Raw genomic sequence first — 13,996 nt, forward strand, 5'->3', positions numbered from 1 at the left:
CGCGACCCCGGCTCACTACGATCGCGCCGACGAGCGCGGAGAGCAGCAGGATGGACAGCACCTCGAACGGCAGCACCCAGGTCTGGAAGATCGCGTCGCCGATCCGTTCCGCAGTGCCGGGGGCGTGTTGTTCCACCCGGGTCCAGCGGTACGCGTCCGCAAGCAGCGCGGCCAGCCCCAGGCCCGCGCCGCCGCCGATCACCGCGGCCGGCCAGGCAGGCCGGTTCAGATCCTCGGAACGGCCGATCGGCGCGCGGGTCAGCATCACCGCGAAGAGGAGCAGCACCACGACCGCGCCCACGTAGATCAGCACCTGCACCCAGGCGACCAGCTCGGCCGCGAGCACCAGGTAGAGCCCGGCTACCGCGCCCAGGCAGACCACCAGGTAGAGGCCGGCCCGGACCAGGTGATCGGTCAGCACCACGAGGGCGCCCGAGCCCACCGCGACCGCGCCAAGCGCGAGCAGCAGCACGTCGGCCCCGGTCACGCCCCGGCCTGCTTCGCGACCGTCGCCTCCTCCTTGGACGGCTCGCCGTTCGGGTCGTGCGCGGGCGGCGGCGGGACCGTCTCCATCCACGCGCCGAGCCGGCCCTTCTCGTGCAGCAGGTCCTTCAGGTCGTACTCGGCGTACTCGAACTCCGGCGTCCAGTGCAGCGCGTCGAACGGGCACACCTCGATGCAGATCCCGCAGTACATGCACAGCGAGAAGTCGATGTCGAACTTGTCCAGCACGTTCCGCTGCCGGGCCCGGGCCGCCCCCGGCACCACCACCTCCTCCTTGTGCGAGTCGATGTAGATGCACCAGTCAGGACACTCCCGCGCACACAGCATGCAGACCGTGCAGTTCTCCTCCAGGAGCGCGATCACCCCCCGCGACCGGGGTGGCAGCTCGGGAGGAACGTCCGGGAACTGCTGCGTCGTCGAGCGGCGGGTCATCGTCTTGAGGGTGACGGCAAGCCCTTTCGCCAACCCCTCGCCAGGCACAGCCATGCGCCTCATCCTGCCCTCTCGACCGTCGCGACGCGAGCACACTCTGAATAGATCTTCCGGTACGGTTGGGCCCGAACTCGCGGAACGGAGGAGCCATGACCGCCGCGCCCAGTGACGATTTTTCAGCTCAGGACGGTGGGCTGACTGTCGACGATCTCGAACGGTTTCCTGAAGACGGAGTCCGCCGGGAGTTGATTGATGGGGTGCTTCACGTGTCTCCCGCGCCGGGCAGCGCGCACCAGGTCATCGGGGCTCGCCTCATGGTCGCGTTGGAGGAGGACTGCCCCGACGAACTGTTCGTCACCCATGGAGTCGACATCCGCATGGGCTCTCGGCGCTCTTTCATCCCTGACGTGCTGGTGGTCACCGCGGACGCGGCGCAACATCGATCCAGGATGTACGAACCGCACGAGGTCATCCTCGCAGTGGAGATCGTCTCGCCGAGTTCGCAGGCGATAGACCGAGTTCTGAAGCCGAATCTCTATGCCGAAGCCGGTATTCCCTATTACTGGCGCGTGGAGATCGCAGACGGGCAGATCGTCGTGCATACCCACTCGCTGAGCCTCATTGAGGGCTACCACGAGACCGGCGTGTTCGCAGAGAAGATGACGATCTCCGAGCCCTGGCAGATCGACATTCCGATCTCCCGCCTCATGCCGCGCTTCTTCTAGAGCGCCAGCCGCACTGCCGCCGTCAGGACGAGTTGGGCCAGTGCGGCCGGGACCAGGACCAGCCAGCAGAGGCGTTGGAGCTGGTCCTCGCGGAGGCGGGGGTAGGAGACGCGGAGCCAGATGATGACGAAGGCGACCGCGAAGAGCTTGCCGAGGGTCCAGAGCCAGCCGAGAGTGTCGTCGGCGAAAGGGCCGCGCCAGCCGCCGAGGAAGAGGACCACGGTGAGGGCGGAGATGACGACGATGCCGACGTACTCCGCAAGCAGGAAGAAGGCGAAGCGGAGGCCGGTGTATTCGGTCAGGTAGCCGAAGACCAGCTCGGAGTCGGCGATCGGCATGTCGAACGGGGGGCGGCGGATCTCGGCGAGCGCGGCGATGAAGAAGACCGTGAGCGCGGGCGCCTGCCAGATCAGCCACCACGGCCGCCACGCCTCGACGATGCCGGGCAGCGACAGCGTGCCCGCGGCCATCGCCACCGACGCGGCCGACAGCACCAGCGGCAGCTCGTAACCGAGCAGTTGGGCGGCGCCGCGCAGGCCTCCGAGCAGGGAGTACTTGTTCGCCGAGGACCAGGCGGACATCAGGACGGCGACCACGCCGATGCCGACGACCGCGAGGACGAAGAACAGGCCGATGTCGAGCGGCTGTGCGACCAGGTTGTCTCCGGGGCCGAGCGGGATGACCAGGAGCACCAGGAGGTACGGGACCAGGGCGACGATCGGGGCCAGCTTGAAGACCTGGCGGTCGGCGGCGCGCGGGGTGACGTCCTCCTTCTGCACGAATTTGACGCCGTCCGCGACGAGCTGGGCCCAGCCGTGGAACGCGCCGGCGTACATGGGGCCGAGTCTGCCCTGCATGTGGGCCATGACCTTGTGTTCGACCTGGCCGACGATGAGCGGCAGCGTGAGGAACGCGACCACGACGGCGACGATCCGGACGACCAACTCCAGCCAGAGCGGCATCAGGCACCGTCCCCGTCGGCCGGCTCGGGGACCGGCATCGTCCCGGGCACATCTGATGCCGCACGGGGTGGCCTGCCCGCACGCTGAGGACGCGCCGACGGCGGCACCTGTCCGGCCTGCGGCCCCCATTCGCTGGGATCCGGCACCCCGGGTGGCCGCATCGGCGCCCGCTTCCCCGCGCCGGCCGCCGCCTCGCCCGGCTCCTTCGCCCCGGGCCACGGCTTCGCCACCCGCGACGCCAGCACGAAGTCCTTCCGCAGCGGATGCCCCTCGAACTCCGGCGGCAGCAGCAGCGGCTTCAGATCCGCATGCCCGGCGAATCCGATCCCGAACATCTCGAACGTCTCGCGTTCGTGCCAGGCCGCGCCCGGATAGAGACCGACGATCGACTCCAGCTCCGGCGTCTCCCGCGGCACCCGGGTGCGGATCAGCACGCCCTCGCGGCGGCGCGTCGACCACAGGTGCATGACGACCGCGAACCCGCCGTCCAGCTCATCGACCGCGGAGAGCCAGTCGAAGAAGTCGCACGACAGCCCGGCCTGCCCTCGCGCGGCCTGCGCAGCGGCCCACCATCGCGCCGGCGGCACGTCCACGGTGGCCCGGGCGAACGCACCGCCCCCGGCGGACACCGACGCCTCCGCATCGTCGCCGCTGAGCTGGCTGATCAGGCGGGTACCGACCTCTTCGGGCGTCATAAGAACAGATCCTAGAGATGTCTGGGGTACGCGTCAGAGCTCAATCGACCAGGTTTCTTCGACGAGGTCGTGGCCGTGTGCCCGGACCGGCACGGCATCGTCCATTATGAATCCCGCTCGCGTGTAGAGGTGGCGGGCCGACTCCATCGCGCTGTAGGTGCCGAGCACCATCCGCGTGTAGCCGGTGTCCCGCGCGAACCGCACGCACTCCGCGACCAGCCGCCCGCCGATGCCGAGCCCGCGCGCGAAGTCCTCGACGAGCAGCACGCGCAGCTTGGCCGTGGTGTCGTCGTCCCGCACGCACATGATCGACCCGGCCGGCGTGCCGTCCACCTCAGCGATCCAGACGGCCTCGCGCGCCGGGTCGTGGGCGGTGGCGTAGTCCGCGACGATCCGGGCGACCCACGCTTCGAACGTGCCGTCGAAGTCGTGCTCGGCCGCGTAGACCGCGCCGTGCCGTTGCACGATCCAGCCGAGTTCGCCGGGCAGCGGAGCACGGAGCAGCACGGTCCCCGGCCCTTCACCGGACAGCAGACCCATGATCGTGCGCATCGCGCCGGTGAGCCGGGTGCGGTCGGTGGGAGAGAGCCGGGCCAGCAGCGCGCCGATCGACTCCGTCGCGCGCGTGTCGAGCGTGGCGGCGGCGACCCGCCCGGCCTCGGTGAGCGCGGCCGTCCGCCGGCGCCCGTCACTCTCCGACCGGGTCTGCACCACCAGCCCGTCGCCGGCGAACCTGGCCATGATCCGGGTCAGGTAGCCGGGGTCGAGGTCGAGCACGCGGCGCAGGTCGCGCAGGTCCCGCCCGGGCGCGGCGGCCAGCTCGTAGAGCACCCGCGCCTCGGTAAGCGTGTACGGCGTGCGCAGGTGCTCGTCCTGCAGCGCGCCGACCAGGTTCGTATAGAACCTGTTGAACGCGCGGACGCTGTCGATGTCGTTCATGGCGAGCGCCTCCCATGCGTACCCACAAAGTCTTTGCCTTAGTCAAAGAATATACCGCCCCCGGGCGGGGAACTAGGCACACCATGCGCGGACTCACGATCACGCCCGGCGCCGCCGACTCACTGCGGCTCGCCGACGACCTGCCCGAGCCAGCCGAAGGCGACGGTGAGGTGCTTGTCGAGGCGATCGCGGTCGGCGTCTGCGGCACCGACCGGGAGATCATCGCCGGTGAATACGGCGAAGCCCCCGACAACGACATCCTTGTCATCGGCCACGAGTCGCTGGGCCGGGTGCTTGAGGATCCGACCGGCACGTTCGCGGCCGGGGACCTGGTGGCCGGCATCGTCCGCCACCCCGACCCCGAGCCCTGCCCGAACTGCGCGGCCGGCGAGTGGGACATGTGCCGCAACGGCGGCTACACCGAGCACGGGATCAAGGGGCGGCACGGCTTCGCCCGCGAGCGGTACCGCCTCGAACCCGGCTTCGCGGTGCGGCTCGATCCCGCGCTCGGGCTGGCCGGCGTGCTGCTGGAGCCGGCAAGTGTGCTCGCCAAGGCGTGGGAGCACATCGAGCGGATCGGCGCGCGGTCCGTCTGGCGGCCGGAGACCGTGCTCGTCACCGGCGCCGGGCCGATCGGGCTGCTTGCCGCGCTGCTCGGCACCCAGCGCGACCTGGACGTGCACGTGCTCGACCACAACACGGACGGGCCGAAGCCGGGGCTGGTCCGGGCGCTGGGCGCGACGTACCACCCGGAGCCGGTGAGCGAGATCGGCTTCGAGCCCGACGTGATCATCGAGTGCACCGCGGTGCCGTCGATCGTGCTTGACGTGATGGCCGCGGTTGGCCCGAACGGGATGGCCTGCCTGACCGGCGTCTCCGGTGCCGGGCGCAAGCACCAGGTCGACGCGGGCGCGCTCAACCGGGAGCTGGTCCTGGAGAACAACGTCGTGTTCGGCAGCGTCAACGCGAACCGGCGGCACTGGGAGGCGGCGGCCGACGCGCTCGCCCGCGCCGACCGTTCCTGGCTGGAGGGATTGATCACCGAGCGGGTGCCGCTGGCGTCGTTCGAGGACGCCTACGGCCACCACGAGAACGAGGTCAAGGTGATCGTGGAGTTCTAGAGCCCCGGCAGTTTGCCGTTCCGGAACAGGTCGACGAACTCCTTGTGGTCCTCGCGGGCCCGGTCGCCGTACGTGTGGGCGAACTCGACAAGGTGGCGGATGAAGCCTGCCTCATCCCGGTCCGCTACCTCCACGATCGACTCCTCGGTGGAGTAGTCGACCAGGTCGTGGGCGGACTCGTCGTCCGCGACCGAGTGCATGCGCGCCACCGCCCGGCCCAGGTCCGCGACCACGCCGGTCAGCTCGTCGTGCTCGTTGACGTCCGACCAGTCCAGGTCCGCGGCGTACGGCGAGACCTCCGCGACCAGCTGGCCCACGCCGCCGATCTCGGTGTAGCCAAGCCACGGGTCCGCGTGCGCCTGGAGCGCGCGCTGCGACTCGGAGGTCCGGTGCCCCTGGTGCGTGAAGTAGCCGCGCACGGACTCGTCGCCGACATGCCGTGCGACGGCCGGGACCTGCGCCTGCTTCATGTAGATGATGACGTCGTTCTCCAGCGCCTGGGTGTGGCCCTCAAGCAGGATGTTGTACGACGGCAGCCCCGCCGACCCGATGCCCACGCCCTTACGCAACACGATGTCCTTGATGTGCTGCTCGACCGTGGGCTTCTTCGGCAGAGTGCGCAGGTACCCCTGGAACGCGTCCTCCACAGTCGCGCGCACCGCGTCGTCGACCTCGTAGACGCCGTCCGCGATCGTGAACCGCCGCTCGTAGTTGTCGATCGTGGTCTGCTCCGCAAGCAGGTCGACGCGCGTGTTGAGCCGGGCCTGCTGGAGCACCTTGAGCAGCACGCCTGTCGCGTTCGACAGCGTGATCGAGCCGATCGCGTCGTCGCCGCCGTGCGCGATCGCCCGCAGCTCGGTCAGGTACGCCTTGGCGAACACCGTGACCAGGTCGCCGATCACGTCGTCGGAGAGCGCCTTGGCGTACCCGAGGAGGGCGACGCTTGCGGAGAAGCGCTTGAGGTCCCAGGAGAACGGGCCCACGTACGCCTCGTCGAAGTCGTTGACGTTGAAGACCAGCTCACCGGACGAGTTCATGTACGTGCCGAAGTTCTCCGCGTGCAGGTCACCGTGGATCCACACCCGGCTGGTCCGCTCGTTGAGGAATCGATCGTCCGCGAAGTCGCCGGTCAGGTCCGCGTAGAAGAGCGAGGCACTGCCCCGGTAGAACGCGAACGGCGAAGCGGCCATCTTCCGGTACTTGCGCCGGAACGCGGCCGGGTCGATGGCGATCAACTCGCCGAACTCGCGCATCAGAACGTCGACGATCAGGCTCGCACGCTGCTCACTTCCCATGCTCGCGAGGCTAGTGCGGCCGCGCCAACTACAAGCTGTAAGGGCGATTATTGGGCCGGAGGCCGCACGATCGGGGCGGTGAGCGCGCGTGGATCGGGGCGGGACACCCCGCCGATGCCGGACTCCTCGGCCGCGATCTTCTCCTGCAGGCGGAGGATCGCGTGCAGCAGCGCCTCGGGCCGGGGCGGACACCCGGGGACGTAGACGTCGACCGGGATGAGCTGGTCGACGCCCTTGGTGACGGAGTACGAGTCCCAGTACGGCCCGCCGCAGTTGGAGCAGGAGCCGAACGAGATCACGTACTTCGGCTCCGGCATCTGGTCGTAGAGCCGCTTGATCGCCGGCGCCATCTTGTCCGTGACAGTGCCGGAAACGACCATCAGGTCGGCCTGCCGCGGGCTGTGCGCGAACGGGATGACGCCGAGGCGCATGAAGTCGTGCCGGCCCATGCTTGCCGCGATGAACTCGATGGCGCAGCAGGCCAGGCCGAAGTTGAACACCCAGAGTGAGTAGCGCCGCCCCCAGTTCAGCACGAACTTGATGGGCTCGCCGAGAATCTGTGGCAGTCCGGACACAGTCCGTACTCTAGCCCGCGGCGACCGCCGCTTCCTCCTCCTCGACGCGCCGGTTCCACTCCGCCTTGGAGGACTGCCAGCCGTCCTCGTCCGCGCCGCGACGCCAGTAGCCGGAGATGGAAAGACGCTCCATCGGCACGCCGAGCTCCAGTTTGAGCAGTCGCCGGAGGTCCTTCACGAATGTCGCCTCGCCGTGCACGAACGCCTGCAACTCGCCGGCCGGGAACGCCGGGACGGCCGCGCGCACGGCCTCGACCAGCTTCTCGCCGACCACGGCGCCGCCGCGGTGGATCCAGACGATCTCGGCGAGCCCGTCCGTGGTCAGCTTCTGCTCCTCTTCCGCGCCGCTGACCTCGATGAACACCCGGGCCTGGGCGCCGAGCGGGAGCCGCTCAAGCGACGCGCCGATGGCCGGCAGGGCGCTCTCGTCGCCGATCATCAGGTGCCAGCCGGCGGCTGGGTCGGGCAGGTAGGCACCGCCGGGGCCCTGCATGGTCAGCTGGTCGCCGGGCTTGGCCGCGTCGGCCCACGGGCCCGCGATGCCCTCGTCGCCGTGGTGCACGAAGTCGATCGCCAGCTCCAGCGTGGCCGGGTCCCAGGAGCGAACCGTGTAGGTGCGCACGCGGGGCCACAGCTCGCGGGGCATGGTCTGCCGGATCGCACCCATGTCGAGCGGGTCCGGGTAGTCGACGCCGGCCTGCGGGAAGCAGAGCTTCACATAGTGGTCGGAGAACTCGCCCGCCCCGAAGCCGGCGAGCGCGTCGCCGGTCAGCCAGACACGGATCATGTGCGGGGTGATCCGCTCGGTGCGGAGCACTGTCGCGGTCCGCGCCTGGGGCGTGCGCCGGGGTCCAGGCATGACGGTCCTCCCAAATCGATGTCTCAACTAAGGCTAGCCTAATCACAGGGTGCCCTGGCCGCGCTACCTCTAACCGGCGCGATTTTCTGTGAGCTTTCCTCCCATCCGTGGAAGCTTCACACGCGGGCGCAAAACCGCTGCCCAGGGCCATGGTTCCCACGCGGAAGCGCAATACACATCACAAAGACAAGATCAATTCAGCGGGGGTACGGATGGGCGCTGAAGCAGGCTGAGGAATTCGACCAGGAACTGTTCCCGGAGTCGCGGTGACGCCACGTCAAGCAGCGCATTCACTGTCGCGCTGGGCACTCCTCCACCGGACACGCCAAGCGACTCGGCCAGGCCCGCGACCAGCTCCGGGGTGAGCGCCTCCGGCGTCAGCGTGGTGGCGAGCGCGATCAGCTCGTCCGGGAGCACGACCGGGCCGTGCGCGCGGGCGGCCGCTGTCGCCTCGGCCAGCGCGGGTGCGAAGTCGGCGGCGGTGGCGGCCACCGCGGCGGTCACTGTCAGGTGGATGGTCGGCGGGATCTCCCCGTACCCCAGCTGGGGTTGGGTGTGCCAGCCGCGTGCGGCCAGCTCGTCCGCAAGCACGAACACGTCCAGGCCGGGGTCGTCCGCGATCAGGCACACGACTGTGGTCTCCGGCTCGACAAGCAGGCGCAGGCCCTCGGTGGACCGGACCGCCTCGGCAAGCGCCCGGACCGCACCGAGCGTGCGCGCCGCCAGCCGCCGGTAGCCGGACTCGCCAAGGTGCCGCAGCGTGGCGTAGGCGGCCGCGATCGGGCCGCCGGACCGGGTGGAGGCGAGGCCGGGGTTGAGCATCGTGTAGCCGGGCCAGTCCGCGGACGCGAAGTACTGCGGCCGGCGCAGCGCCGCGTTCGCGTGCAGCAGCACGGAGACGCCCTTCGGCGCGTAGGCGTACTTGTGCAGGTCGACCGAGATGGACGTGACGCCGTCGGCCGAGAGGTCGAACGCGGGGATCGGCAGGCCGAGCCGGCGCAGGTAGGGCAGCGTCCAGCCGCCGAAGCAGGCGTCCACGTGGCACCGGATTCCCTGCGCGGCCGCGATCTCCGCGATCTCCGCGACCGGGTCGATCACGCCGTGCGCGTAGGAGGGCGCGGAGCAGGCGACCAGCACGGTCTCCGGGGTGATCGTCCTCTTGATCGCTTTGGGTGACGCTTTGAGCGTGCGCGGGTCGACCGGCACCCGGTCGACCGCCACCCTGAGGTAATGAGCAGCCTTCAGGAACGCCGCATGCGCGGTCTCCGGGATCACCAGCCGGGGCGCGGTGATCTCCGGGTGTGCGTCCCGGGCCGCCTTCACGGCCAGGATCAGCGACTCGGTGCCGCCGCCGGTGACAGTGCCGACCGTGTCCGGCCCGCCGCCGAGCAGCTGCGCGGCCGCGCCGACAAGCGCGTTCTCCGTCGCCAGCAGCGATGGGAACGCGGTCGGGTCGAGGCCGTTGACGTGCGCGGCCAGCGCGTGCGCGCTCGCGGTCAGCGCGTCCAGGCCCTCGACCGCTGGGTCGTAGACGTAGGCGAAGAGCCGGCCCCCGTGGGTGGGCAGGTCGGCGTCCCGGAGCGCACCCAGCTCGGCCAGGATCTCCGCGGCCGGGACGCCCTCCTCCGGCAGCGCGTGGAGTGACATGAGATCAGCTTCGCAGGTGTGCGTCCCCAGTGACGACATACTTCGTCGAGGTCAGCTCCGGCAGCCCCATCGGCCCGCGCGCGTGCAACTTCTGCGTCGAGATGCCGATCTCCGCGCCGAAGCCGAACTCGCCGCCGTCCGTGAACCGGGTGGACGCGTTCACCATGATCGCGGCCGAGTCGACGCGCGCCACGAACTCACGGGACGCGACCACCGAGTCGGTCACGATCGCCTCGGTGTGACCCGTGGAGTAACGGGCGATGTGCGCGATCGCGGCGTCAAGCGAGTCGACCACTGCCACCGAGATGTCCGCGGACAGATACTCGGTGGCGAAGTCCTCCTCGGTGGCCGCCACGACGCCCTCGTACTTCTGGACGGCGGCGTCGCCGTGCACCGTCACGCCCGCCTCGGCGAACGCGGCAAGCACGGACGGCAGGAACGCGTCAGCCACGTCCGCGTGCACAAGCAGCGACTCGGCCGTGTTGCAGGTGGAGAGCCGCTGGGTCTTCGAGTTGAGCGTGACGGCAAGCGCCTTGGCCAGGTCCGCGTCCTTGTCCACGTAGACGTGGCAGTTGCCGACGCCGGTCTCGATCACCGGGACCGTGGACTCCTCCACCACCGTCTTGATCAGCGAGGCGCCGCCGCGTGGGATCAGCACGTCGACCAGGCCGCGCGCCCGCATCAGCTCCTTCACCGAATCGCGGGTTGCGGAGTCGAGCAGCTGCACCGCGTCCGCCGGCAGGCCCTGGCTCTCCACCGCGTCGCGCAGCACGGCCACGATCGCCGCGTTCGAGTGGGCGGCCGAGCCGGAACCGCGCAGCAGCGCCGCGTTGCCGGACTTCAGGCAGATGCCGGCCGCGTCCGCCGTCACGTTCGGCCGGCCCTCGTAGATGATGCCGACCACGCCGAACGGCACCCGGATCTGGCGCAACTCGAGCCCGTTCGGCAGCGTGGAGCCGCGAACCACCTCGCCGACCGGGTCCGGCAGGCCGGCCATCTGCCGCAGCCCGTCCGCCATCGCCGCGACGCGCTCCGGGTCCAGCGCCAGCCGATCGATGATCGCGTCGGACAGGCCGGCCGCCCGCCCCGCCGCCACATCCGCCGCATTCGCCTCCACGATCTCGCCGGCCCGCGCCACAAGCGCCCCCGCCATCGCCACAAGCGCCGCATCCTTGCTCTTCCGGGACGCAGTAGCCAGCGCCGACGCCGCACCCCGCGCCCGCCCCGCCTGCTCAATAACGCTCGACATGATGACCCCTTCTCAAAACGCAGCCACACAGGCTCTTGGAAGTTCCCCCCGACCCGCGCGTATCTGTACCACGTCGTGAGGCGCGGACGACCGAAGAAAGTCGGTCTCAGTCAGACACGCTCTTCGTCTGCCTGAGACCGACTTTCTTCGGCCGTGGCGTCGAGCCCGGAGGAGCGAAGCGACGACCATAAGCAGAGCGACGACCAGCTAGAGGAGCACGAGGTCGTCGCGGTGGACGACCTCGCGTCGGAATTCGGGGTCGAGATCGGAGGTGGAGCGGCCGAGCAGCACCGGCAGCTCCACCGCGTCGTAGTTGACCAGCCCCCGGGCGACCGACACACCGGAGCCGGCGTCGATCAGGTCGACCGGGTCGCCTGCCGCGAACGAGCCGTCCACCGCCGTGATCCCGGCCGGGAGCAGCGACTTGCGGCGCACCACGATCGCCTGGACCGCGCCCGGGTCCAGATGAAGCCTGCCGCGCGGGGCGGTCGCGTGTGCCAGCCAGTGCAGGCGGGCCGCCGGTTTGTGCAGGTCACGGTGGAAGAACGTGCCGACCGGCTCGCCCGCCAACGCGGCCGAGGCGAGGGGCGCGGCGGTCAGGACCACGGGGATGCCGGCGCCTGTCGCGATCCGGGCGGCCTCCACCTTGGTGACCATCCCACCCGTACCCACGCCGGCTTTGCCTGGTTTTCCGATCGTGACGCCGGCCAGATCGGCCTCGCCGCGGACCTCCTCGATCCGGCGTGACTCCGGTTTGGCCGGGTCGCCTGTGTACAGGGCGTCCACGTCCGACAGCAGCACCAGCAGGTCCGCCTCGACGAGCGCGGCGACCAGCGCGGCCAGCCGGTCGTTGTCGCCGAAGCGGATCTCCTCGGTGGCGACCGTGTCGTTCTCGTTCACGATCGGCACGGACCGGAGATCAAGAAGCTTGCGGAGCGTCCGGTACGCATTGCGGTAGTGCACGCGGCGGGTCACGTCGTCCGCGGTGAGCAGCACCTGCCCGACCGTCCGGCCGAACCTGGCGAAACTCGTCGCGTAATGCCCGATCAGCAGCCCCTGACCCACGCTCGCGGCCGCCTGCTGGGTGGCCAGGTCACGCGGTCGCCGGGGCAGGCCGAGCGGCGCGAGCCCGGCCGCGATCGCACCGGACGAGACCAGCACCACCTCCCGGCCGTCCTCGATCAGCTTCGCCAGCGCGTCGACAAGCGCCGACACCCGCTCCCCGTCGATCCCACCGGCGGCGGTGGTCAGCGACGACGAGCCGACCTTGACCACGATCCGCTTCGCTTCGGTTACCGCTTCACGCACCCGCCCATTCTGCGCGCCCTCGCTCGCCGGGCCGGGCCCAGATCCCATATGGTGGCGTGCCATGACACCGGAGGAGTACGTCGAGGCCGTGCTCACACTTGTCGAGCGGATCCCGCCGGGCCGGGTGATGTCGTACGGCGCGATCGCGGACGCGCTCTACGACAGGTCCGGGCGCGCGTCCGCCCGGCTGGTCGGCACGATCATGGCGCGGCACGGCGGCGCCGTCCCGTGGTACCGCGTGGTGAACAGCGCCGGGCGGCTCCCACCCGGCCACGAGCAGCGCGCCCGGGAGTCGCTCGCGGCCGAAGGGCTGATCTTCACGGGCGAGCGGGTGCCACTGGCACGCTACGGGTGGAATCCGGACGACTGAGACTCCAGCCGCGCATCAGCAGCAGCGGGAACGCCACGATCACCGCGGGCAGCACGGTGAAGCCGAGCAGCACCCCGAGCTTCGCACCCCCCGTCTGCGCGGCCGCGACGCCGGTGTCCGACGAGACGTATCCGAACAGCTGCAACACCAGCGCGAACAGGCCCGGGCCCAGCGCGAGGCCGAACGTCTCGCCTGCCGTCCACAGCCCGGTGAACACGCCCGCCTGCCGCCGCCCGGTGCGCGCCTCGTCGTCCGCGATGCAGTCCGGCAGCAGCGCCATCGCGAAGACCTGCTCGCCCGCGTACCCGACACCGATCACGGCCACCAGCAGGTAGACCGCGACCGGTGACAGCACCGGCGCCGCGACCAGCGCCAGCGCACCGCCCGCGAACAGCAGCGATGCGACCACGAACGCGCGCGGCTTGCCGACCCGGGCACCGACCCGCCGCCAGACCGGCATCACCAGCAGAGCCGGGCCGACGAAACAGGCGAACAGCAGCGTGGGCCCGTCGTCCGGGCGCTCCAGCACCTGCTCCGCGAAGTAGTTGACGCCGGCCAGCACGGTGGCGATACCGGCCGCCTGAATGACGAAACAGACAAGCAGCAGGCGGAACGGGCGGTTCGCGGTGGCCACCCGCAGCTGGGCACGGAGGCTCGGCTCGCTCTCCTCGACCCGGCCGGTGGGCGCACCCGCGGTGCCGAGGAACGCGCCGACCGCGCCGGCCGCGATCAGCGCGCCGACGAACACGCCCATCCAGCGGTGGCCGGAGAGGCCGCCGCCGGTCGCGGACACCACAAGCGGTGCGACCGCGCCGGAGACCAGGATCGCCAGCGCCAGCACCGCGATCCGCCAGGTCATCAGCCGGGTGCGCTCCGCGTGATCGGTGGTCAACTCGGCCGGCATCGCCACGTAGGGCACCTGGAAGAACGCGTAGGCGGTCGCTGTCGCCAGGAAGGCCGCCGCGGTGTAGAGATCACTGTTCTGCCGGAACGGCGCCGCGAAGATCGAAGCGAAGAGCAGAGCCACCCCAAGACCGGCGACCAGGAGGTACGGGCGGCGCGCGCCCCACCGCGACACGGTGCGATCGGAGATCCGGCCGGCCAGCGGGTTGATCAGCACGTCCCAGGCCTTGGGCAGCAGCACCAACAGACCCGCCATGCCCGCGGCCACGCCAAGCGTGTCGGTCAGATAAGGCAACAGCAGCAGACCCGGCACCGTGCCGAACGCGCCGGTCGCCAGCGAACCAAGCGCGTACCCGGCGTGCACCCGGCGGGGCAGGACGTCAGAACTCATGCCGATGATCCCCCAGCCAGC

14 protein-coding genes and 1 pseudogene are annotated in these 13,996 nt (G+C 70.4%); 3 read left to right on the forward strand and 12 right to left on the reverse strand.

Annotated elements, in window-relative coordinates:
• Positions 1–7 precede the first annotated feature (7 nt).
• Both ACIA8K_RS08795 and ACIA8K_RS08800 read right to left on the reverse strand, forming a co-directional pair.
• Positions 8–487, reverse strand: a pseudogene (locus ACIA8K_RS08795) (NADH-quinone oxidoreductase subunit J); the annotation flags it as partial.
• A complete protein-coding gene (locus tag ACIA8K_RS08800; protein WP_396056515.1) occupies positions 484–999 on the reverse strand; it encodes a NuoI/complex I 23 kDa subunit family protein in 516 nt (171 codons plus the stop codon). The pseudogene ACIA8K_RS08795 and the gene ACIA8K_RS08800, both read right to left, overlap by 4 nt.
• 86 nt (positions 1,000–1,085) lie before the next feature.
• Here ACIA8K_RS08800 and ACIA8K_RS08805 point away from each other — a divergent pair, with 86 nt between their 5' ends.
• Positions 1,086–1,661 carry a Uma2 family endonuclease gene (locus ACIA8K_RS08805; RefSeq protein WP_396056517.1) on the forward strand — a complete coding sequence of 192 codons (576 nt, stop codon included), beginning with the start codon at positions 1,086–1,088 and terminating at the stop codon, positions 1,659–1,661.
• Here the strand turns inward: ACIA8K_RS08805 and ACIA8K_RS08810 are convergent.
• From ACIA8K_RS08810 to ACIA8K_RS08820, 3 genes are read right to left on the reverse strand one after another with little or no spacing between them, the layout of a single operon-like run.
• Positions 1,658–2,623 carry an NADH-quinone oxidoreductase subunit H gene (locus ACIA8K_RS08810; protein WP_396056519.1) on the reverse strand — a complete coding sequence of 322 codons (966 nt, stop codon included), beginning with the start codon at positions 2,621–2,623 and terminating at the stop codon, positions 1,658–1,660. The two genes, ACIA8K_RS08805 and ACIA8K_RS08810, sit on opposite strands and share 4 nt — an antisense overlap.
• Positions 2,623–3,318 carry an NADH-quinone oxidoreductase subunit C gene (locus tag ACIA8K_RS08815; RefSeq protein ID WP_396056521.1) on the reverse strand — a complete coding sequence of 232 codons (696 nt, stop codon included), beginning with the start codon at positions 3,316–3,318 and terminating at the stop codon, positions 2,623–2,625. Before ACIA8K_RS08815 ends, ACIA8K_RS08810 begins: the two co-directional genes overlap by 1 nt.
• Before the next feature lie 33 nt (positions 3,319–3,351).
• Positions 3,352–4,257: a GNAT family N-acetyltransferase gene (locus ACIA8K_RS08820; protein WP_396056523.1), complete on the reverse strand. Its 906-nt coding sequence runs from the start codon at positions 4,255–4,257 to the stop codon at positions 3,352–3,354.
• A gap of 83 nt (positions 4,258–4,340) precedes the next feature.
• Here ACIA8K_RS08820 and ACIA8K_RS08825 point away from each other — a divergent pair, with 83 nt between their 5' ends.
• Positions 4,341–5,378 (forward strand): glucose 1-dehydrogenase, encoded by a 1,038-nt coding sequence (locus tag ACIA8K_RS08825; RefSeq protein ID WP_396056525.1) that lies wholly within the window; start codon positions 4,341–4,343, stop codon positions 5,376–5,378.
• On the opposite strand, the gene ACIA8K_RS08830 is transcribed toward ACIA8K_RS08825, so the two are convergent.
• The 6 genes from ACIA8K_RS08830 to proB all read right to left on the reverse strand — a co-directional run bounded on the left by ACIA8K_RS08830 (position 5,375) and on the right by proB (position 12,359).
• Positions 5,375–6,673 (reverse strand): DUF2252 domain-containing protein, encoded by a 1,299-nt coding sequence (locus ACIA8K_RS08830; RefSeq protein ID WP_396056527.1) that lies wholly within the window; start codon positions 6,671–6,673, stop codon positions 5,375–5,377. The two genes, ACIA8K_RS08825 and ACIA8K_RS08830, sit on opposite strands and share 4 nt — an antisense overlap.
• A 47-nt stretch (positions 6,674–6,720) precedes the next feature.
• Entirely contained in the window at positions 6,721–7,248 is a 528-nt protein-coding gene (locus ACIA8K_RS08835) for an NADH-quinone oxidoreductase subunit B (RefSeq protein WP_396056529.1), read from the reverse strand.
• Between the two features lie 10 nt (positions 7,249–7,258).
• Positions 7,259–8,107: a siderophore-interacting protein gene (locus tag ACIA8K_RS08840; protein WP_396056532.1), complete on the reverse strand. Its 849-nt coding sequence runs from the start codon at positions 8,105–8,107 to the stop codon at positions 7,259–7,261.
• Between the two features lie 192 nt (positions 8,108–8,299).
• Positions 8,300–9,754, reverse strand: coding sequence for a pyridoxal phosphate-dependent decarboxylase family protein (locus ACIA8K_RS08845; protein ID WP_396056534.1), 1,455 nt, complete (start codon positions 9,752–9,754; stop codon positions 8,300–8,302).
• Between the two features lie 4 nt (positions 9,755–9,758).
• Positions 9,759–11,003, reverse strand: coding sequence for a glutamate-5-semialdehyde dehydrogenase (locus tag ACIA8K_RS08850; RefSeq protein WP_396056536.1), 1,245 nt, complete (start codon positions 11,001–11,003; stop codon positions 9,759–9,761).
• Between the two features lie 207 nt (positions 11,004–11,210).
• Positions 11,211–12,359, reverse strand: coding sequence for a glutamate 5-kinase (gene proB, locus ACIA8K_RS08855; RefSeq protein ID WP_396056539.1), 1,149 nt, complete (start codon positions 12,357–12,359; stop codon positions 11,211–11,213).
• A gap of 13 nt (positions 12,360–12,372) precedes the next feature.
• On the opposite strand from proB, the gene ACIA8K_RS08860 reads away from it, so the two are divergent.
• Positions 12,373–12,681 carry an MGMT family protein gene (locus tag ACIA8K_RS08860; protein ID WP_396056541.1) on the forward strand — a complete coding sequence of 103 codons (309 nt, stop codon included), beginning with the start codon at positions 12,373–12,375 and terminating at the stop codon, positions 12,679–12,681.
• Here ACIA8K_RS08860 and ACIA8K_RS08865 read toward each other — a convergent pair.
• Positions 12,629–13,975, reverse strand: a complete 1,347-nt coding sequence (locus ACIA8K_RS08865; protein WP_396056543.1) for an MFS transporter — start codon at positions 13,973–13,975, stop codon at positions 12,629–12,631. The two genes, ACIA8K_RS08860 and ACIA8K_RS08865, sit on opposite strands and share 53 nt — an antisense overlap.
• Positions 13,976–13,996 lie beyond the last annotated feature (21 nt).

Source organism: Catenuloplanes sp. NPDC051500 (assembly GCF_044454585.1).
Classification (GTDB): domain Bacteria; phylum Actinomycetota; class Actinomycetes; order Mycobacteriales; family Micromonosporaceae; genus Catenuloplanes.

Coding starts and splice junctions, on each gene's coding strand:
- ACIA8K_RS08800 (WP_396056515.1), bottom strand. CDS start 999: ATGAGGCGCATGGCTGTGCCTGGCGAGGGGTTGGCGAAAGGGCTTGCC.
- ACIA8K_RS08805 (WP_396056517.1), top strand. CDS start 1,086: ATGACCGCCGCGCCCAGTGACGATTTTTCAGCTCAGGACGGTGGGCTG.
- ACIA8K_RS08810 (WP_396056519.1), bottom strand. CDS start 2,623: ATGCCGCTCTGGCTGGAGTTGGTCGTCCGGATCGTCGCCGTCGTGGTC.
- ACIA8K_RS08815 (WP_396056521.1), bottom strand. CDS start 3,318: ATGACGCCCGAAGAGGTCGGTACCCGCCTGATCAGCCAGCTCAGCGGC.
- ACIA8K_RS08820 (WP_396056523.1), bottom strand. CDS start 4,257: ATGAACGACATCGACAGCGTCCGCGCGTTCAACAGGTTCTATACGAAC.
- ACIA8K_RS08825 (WP_396056525.1), top strand. CDS start 4,341: ATGCGCGGACTCACGATCACGCCCGGCGCCGCCGACTCACTGCGGCTC.
- ACIA8K_RS08830 (WP_396056527.1), bottom strand. CDS start 6,673: ATGGGAAGTGAGCAGCGTGCGAGCCTGATCGTCGACGTTCTGATGCGC.
- ACIA8K_RS08840 (WP_396056532.1), bottom strand. CDS start 8,107: ATGCCTGGACCCCGGCGCACGCCCCAGGCGCGGACCGCGACAGTGCTC.
- ACIA8K_RS08845 (WP_396056534.1), bottom strand. CDS start 9,754: ATGTCACTCCACGCGCTGCCGGAGGAGGGCGTCCCGGCCGCGGAGATC.
- ACIA8K_RS08850 (WP_396056536.1), bottom strand. CDS start 11,003: ATGTCGAGCGTTATTGAGCAGGCGGGGCGGGCGCGGGGTGCGGCGTCG.
- proB (WP_396056539.1), bottom strand. CDS start 12,359: ATGGGATCTGGGCCCGGCCCGGCGAGCGAGGGCGCGCAGAATGGGCGG.
- ACIA8K_RS08860 (WP_396056541.1), top strand. CDS start 12,373: ATGACACCGGAGGAGTACGTCGAGGCCGTGCTCACACTTGTCGAGCGG.
- ACIA8K_RS08865 (WP_396056543.1), bottom strand. CDS start 13,975: ATGAGTTCTGACGTCCTGCCCCGCCGGGTGCACGCCGGGTACGCGCTT.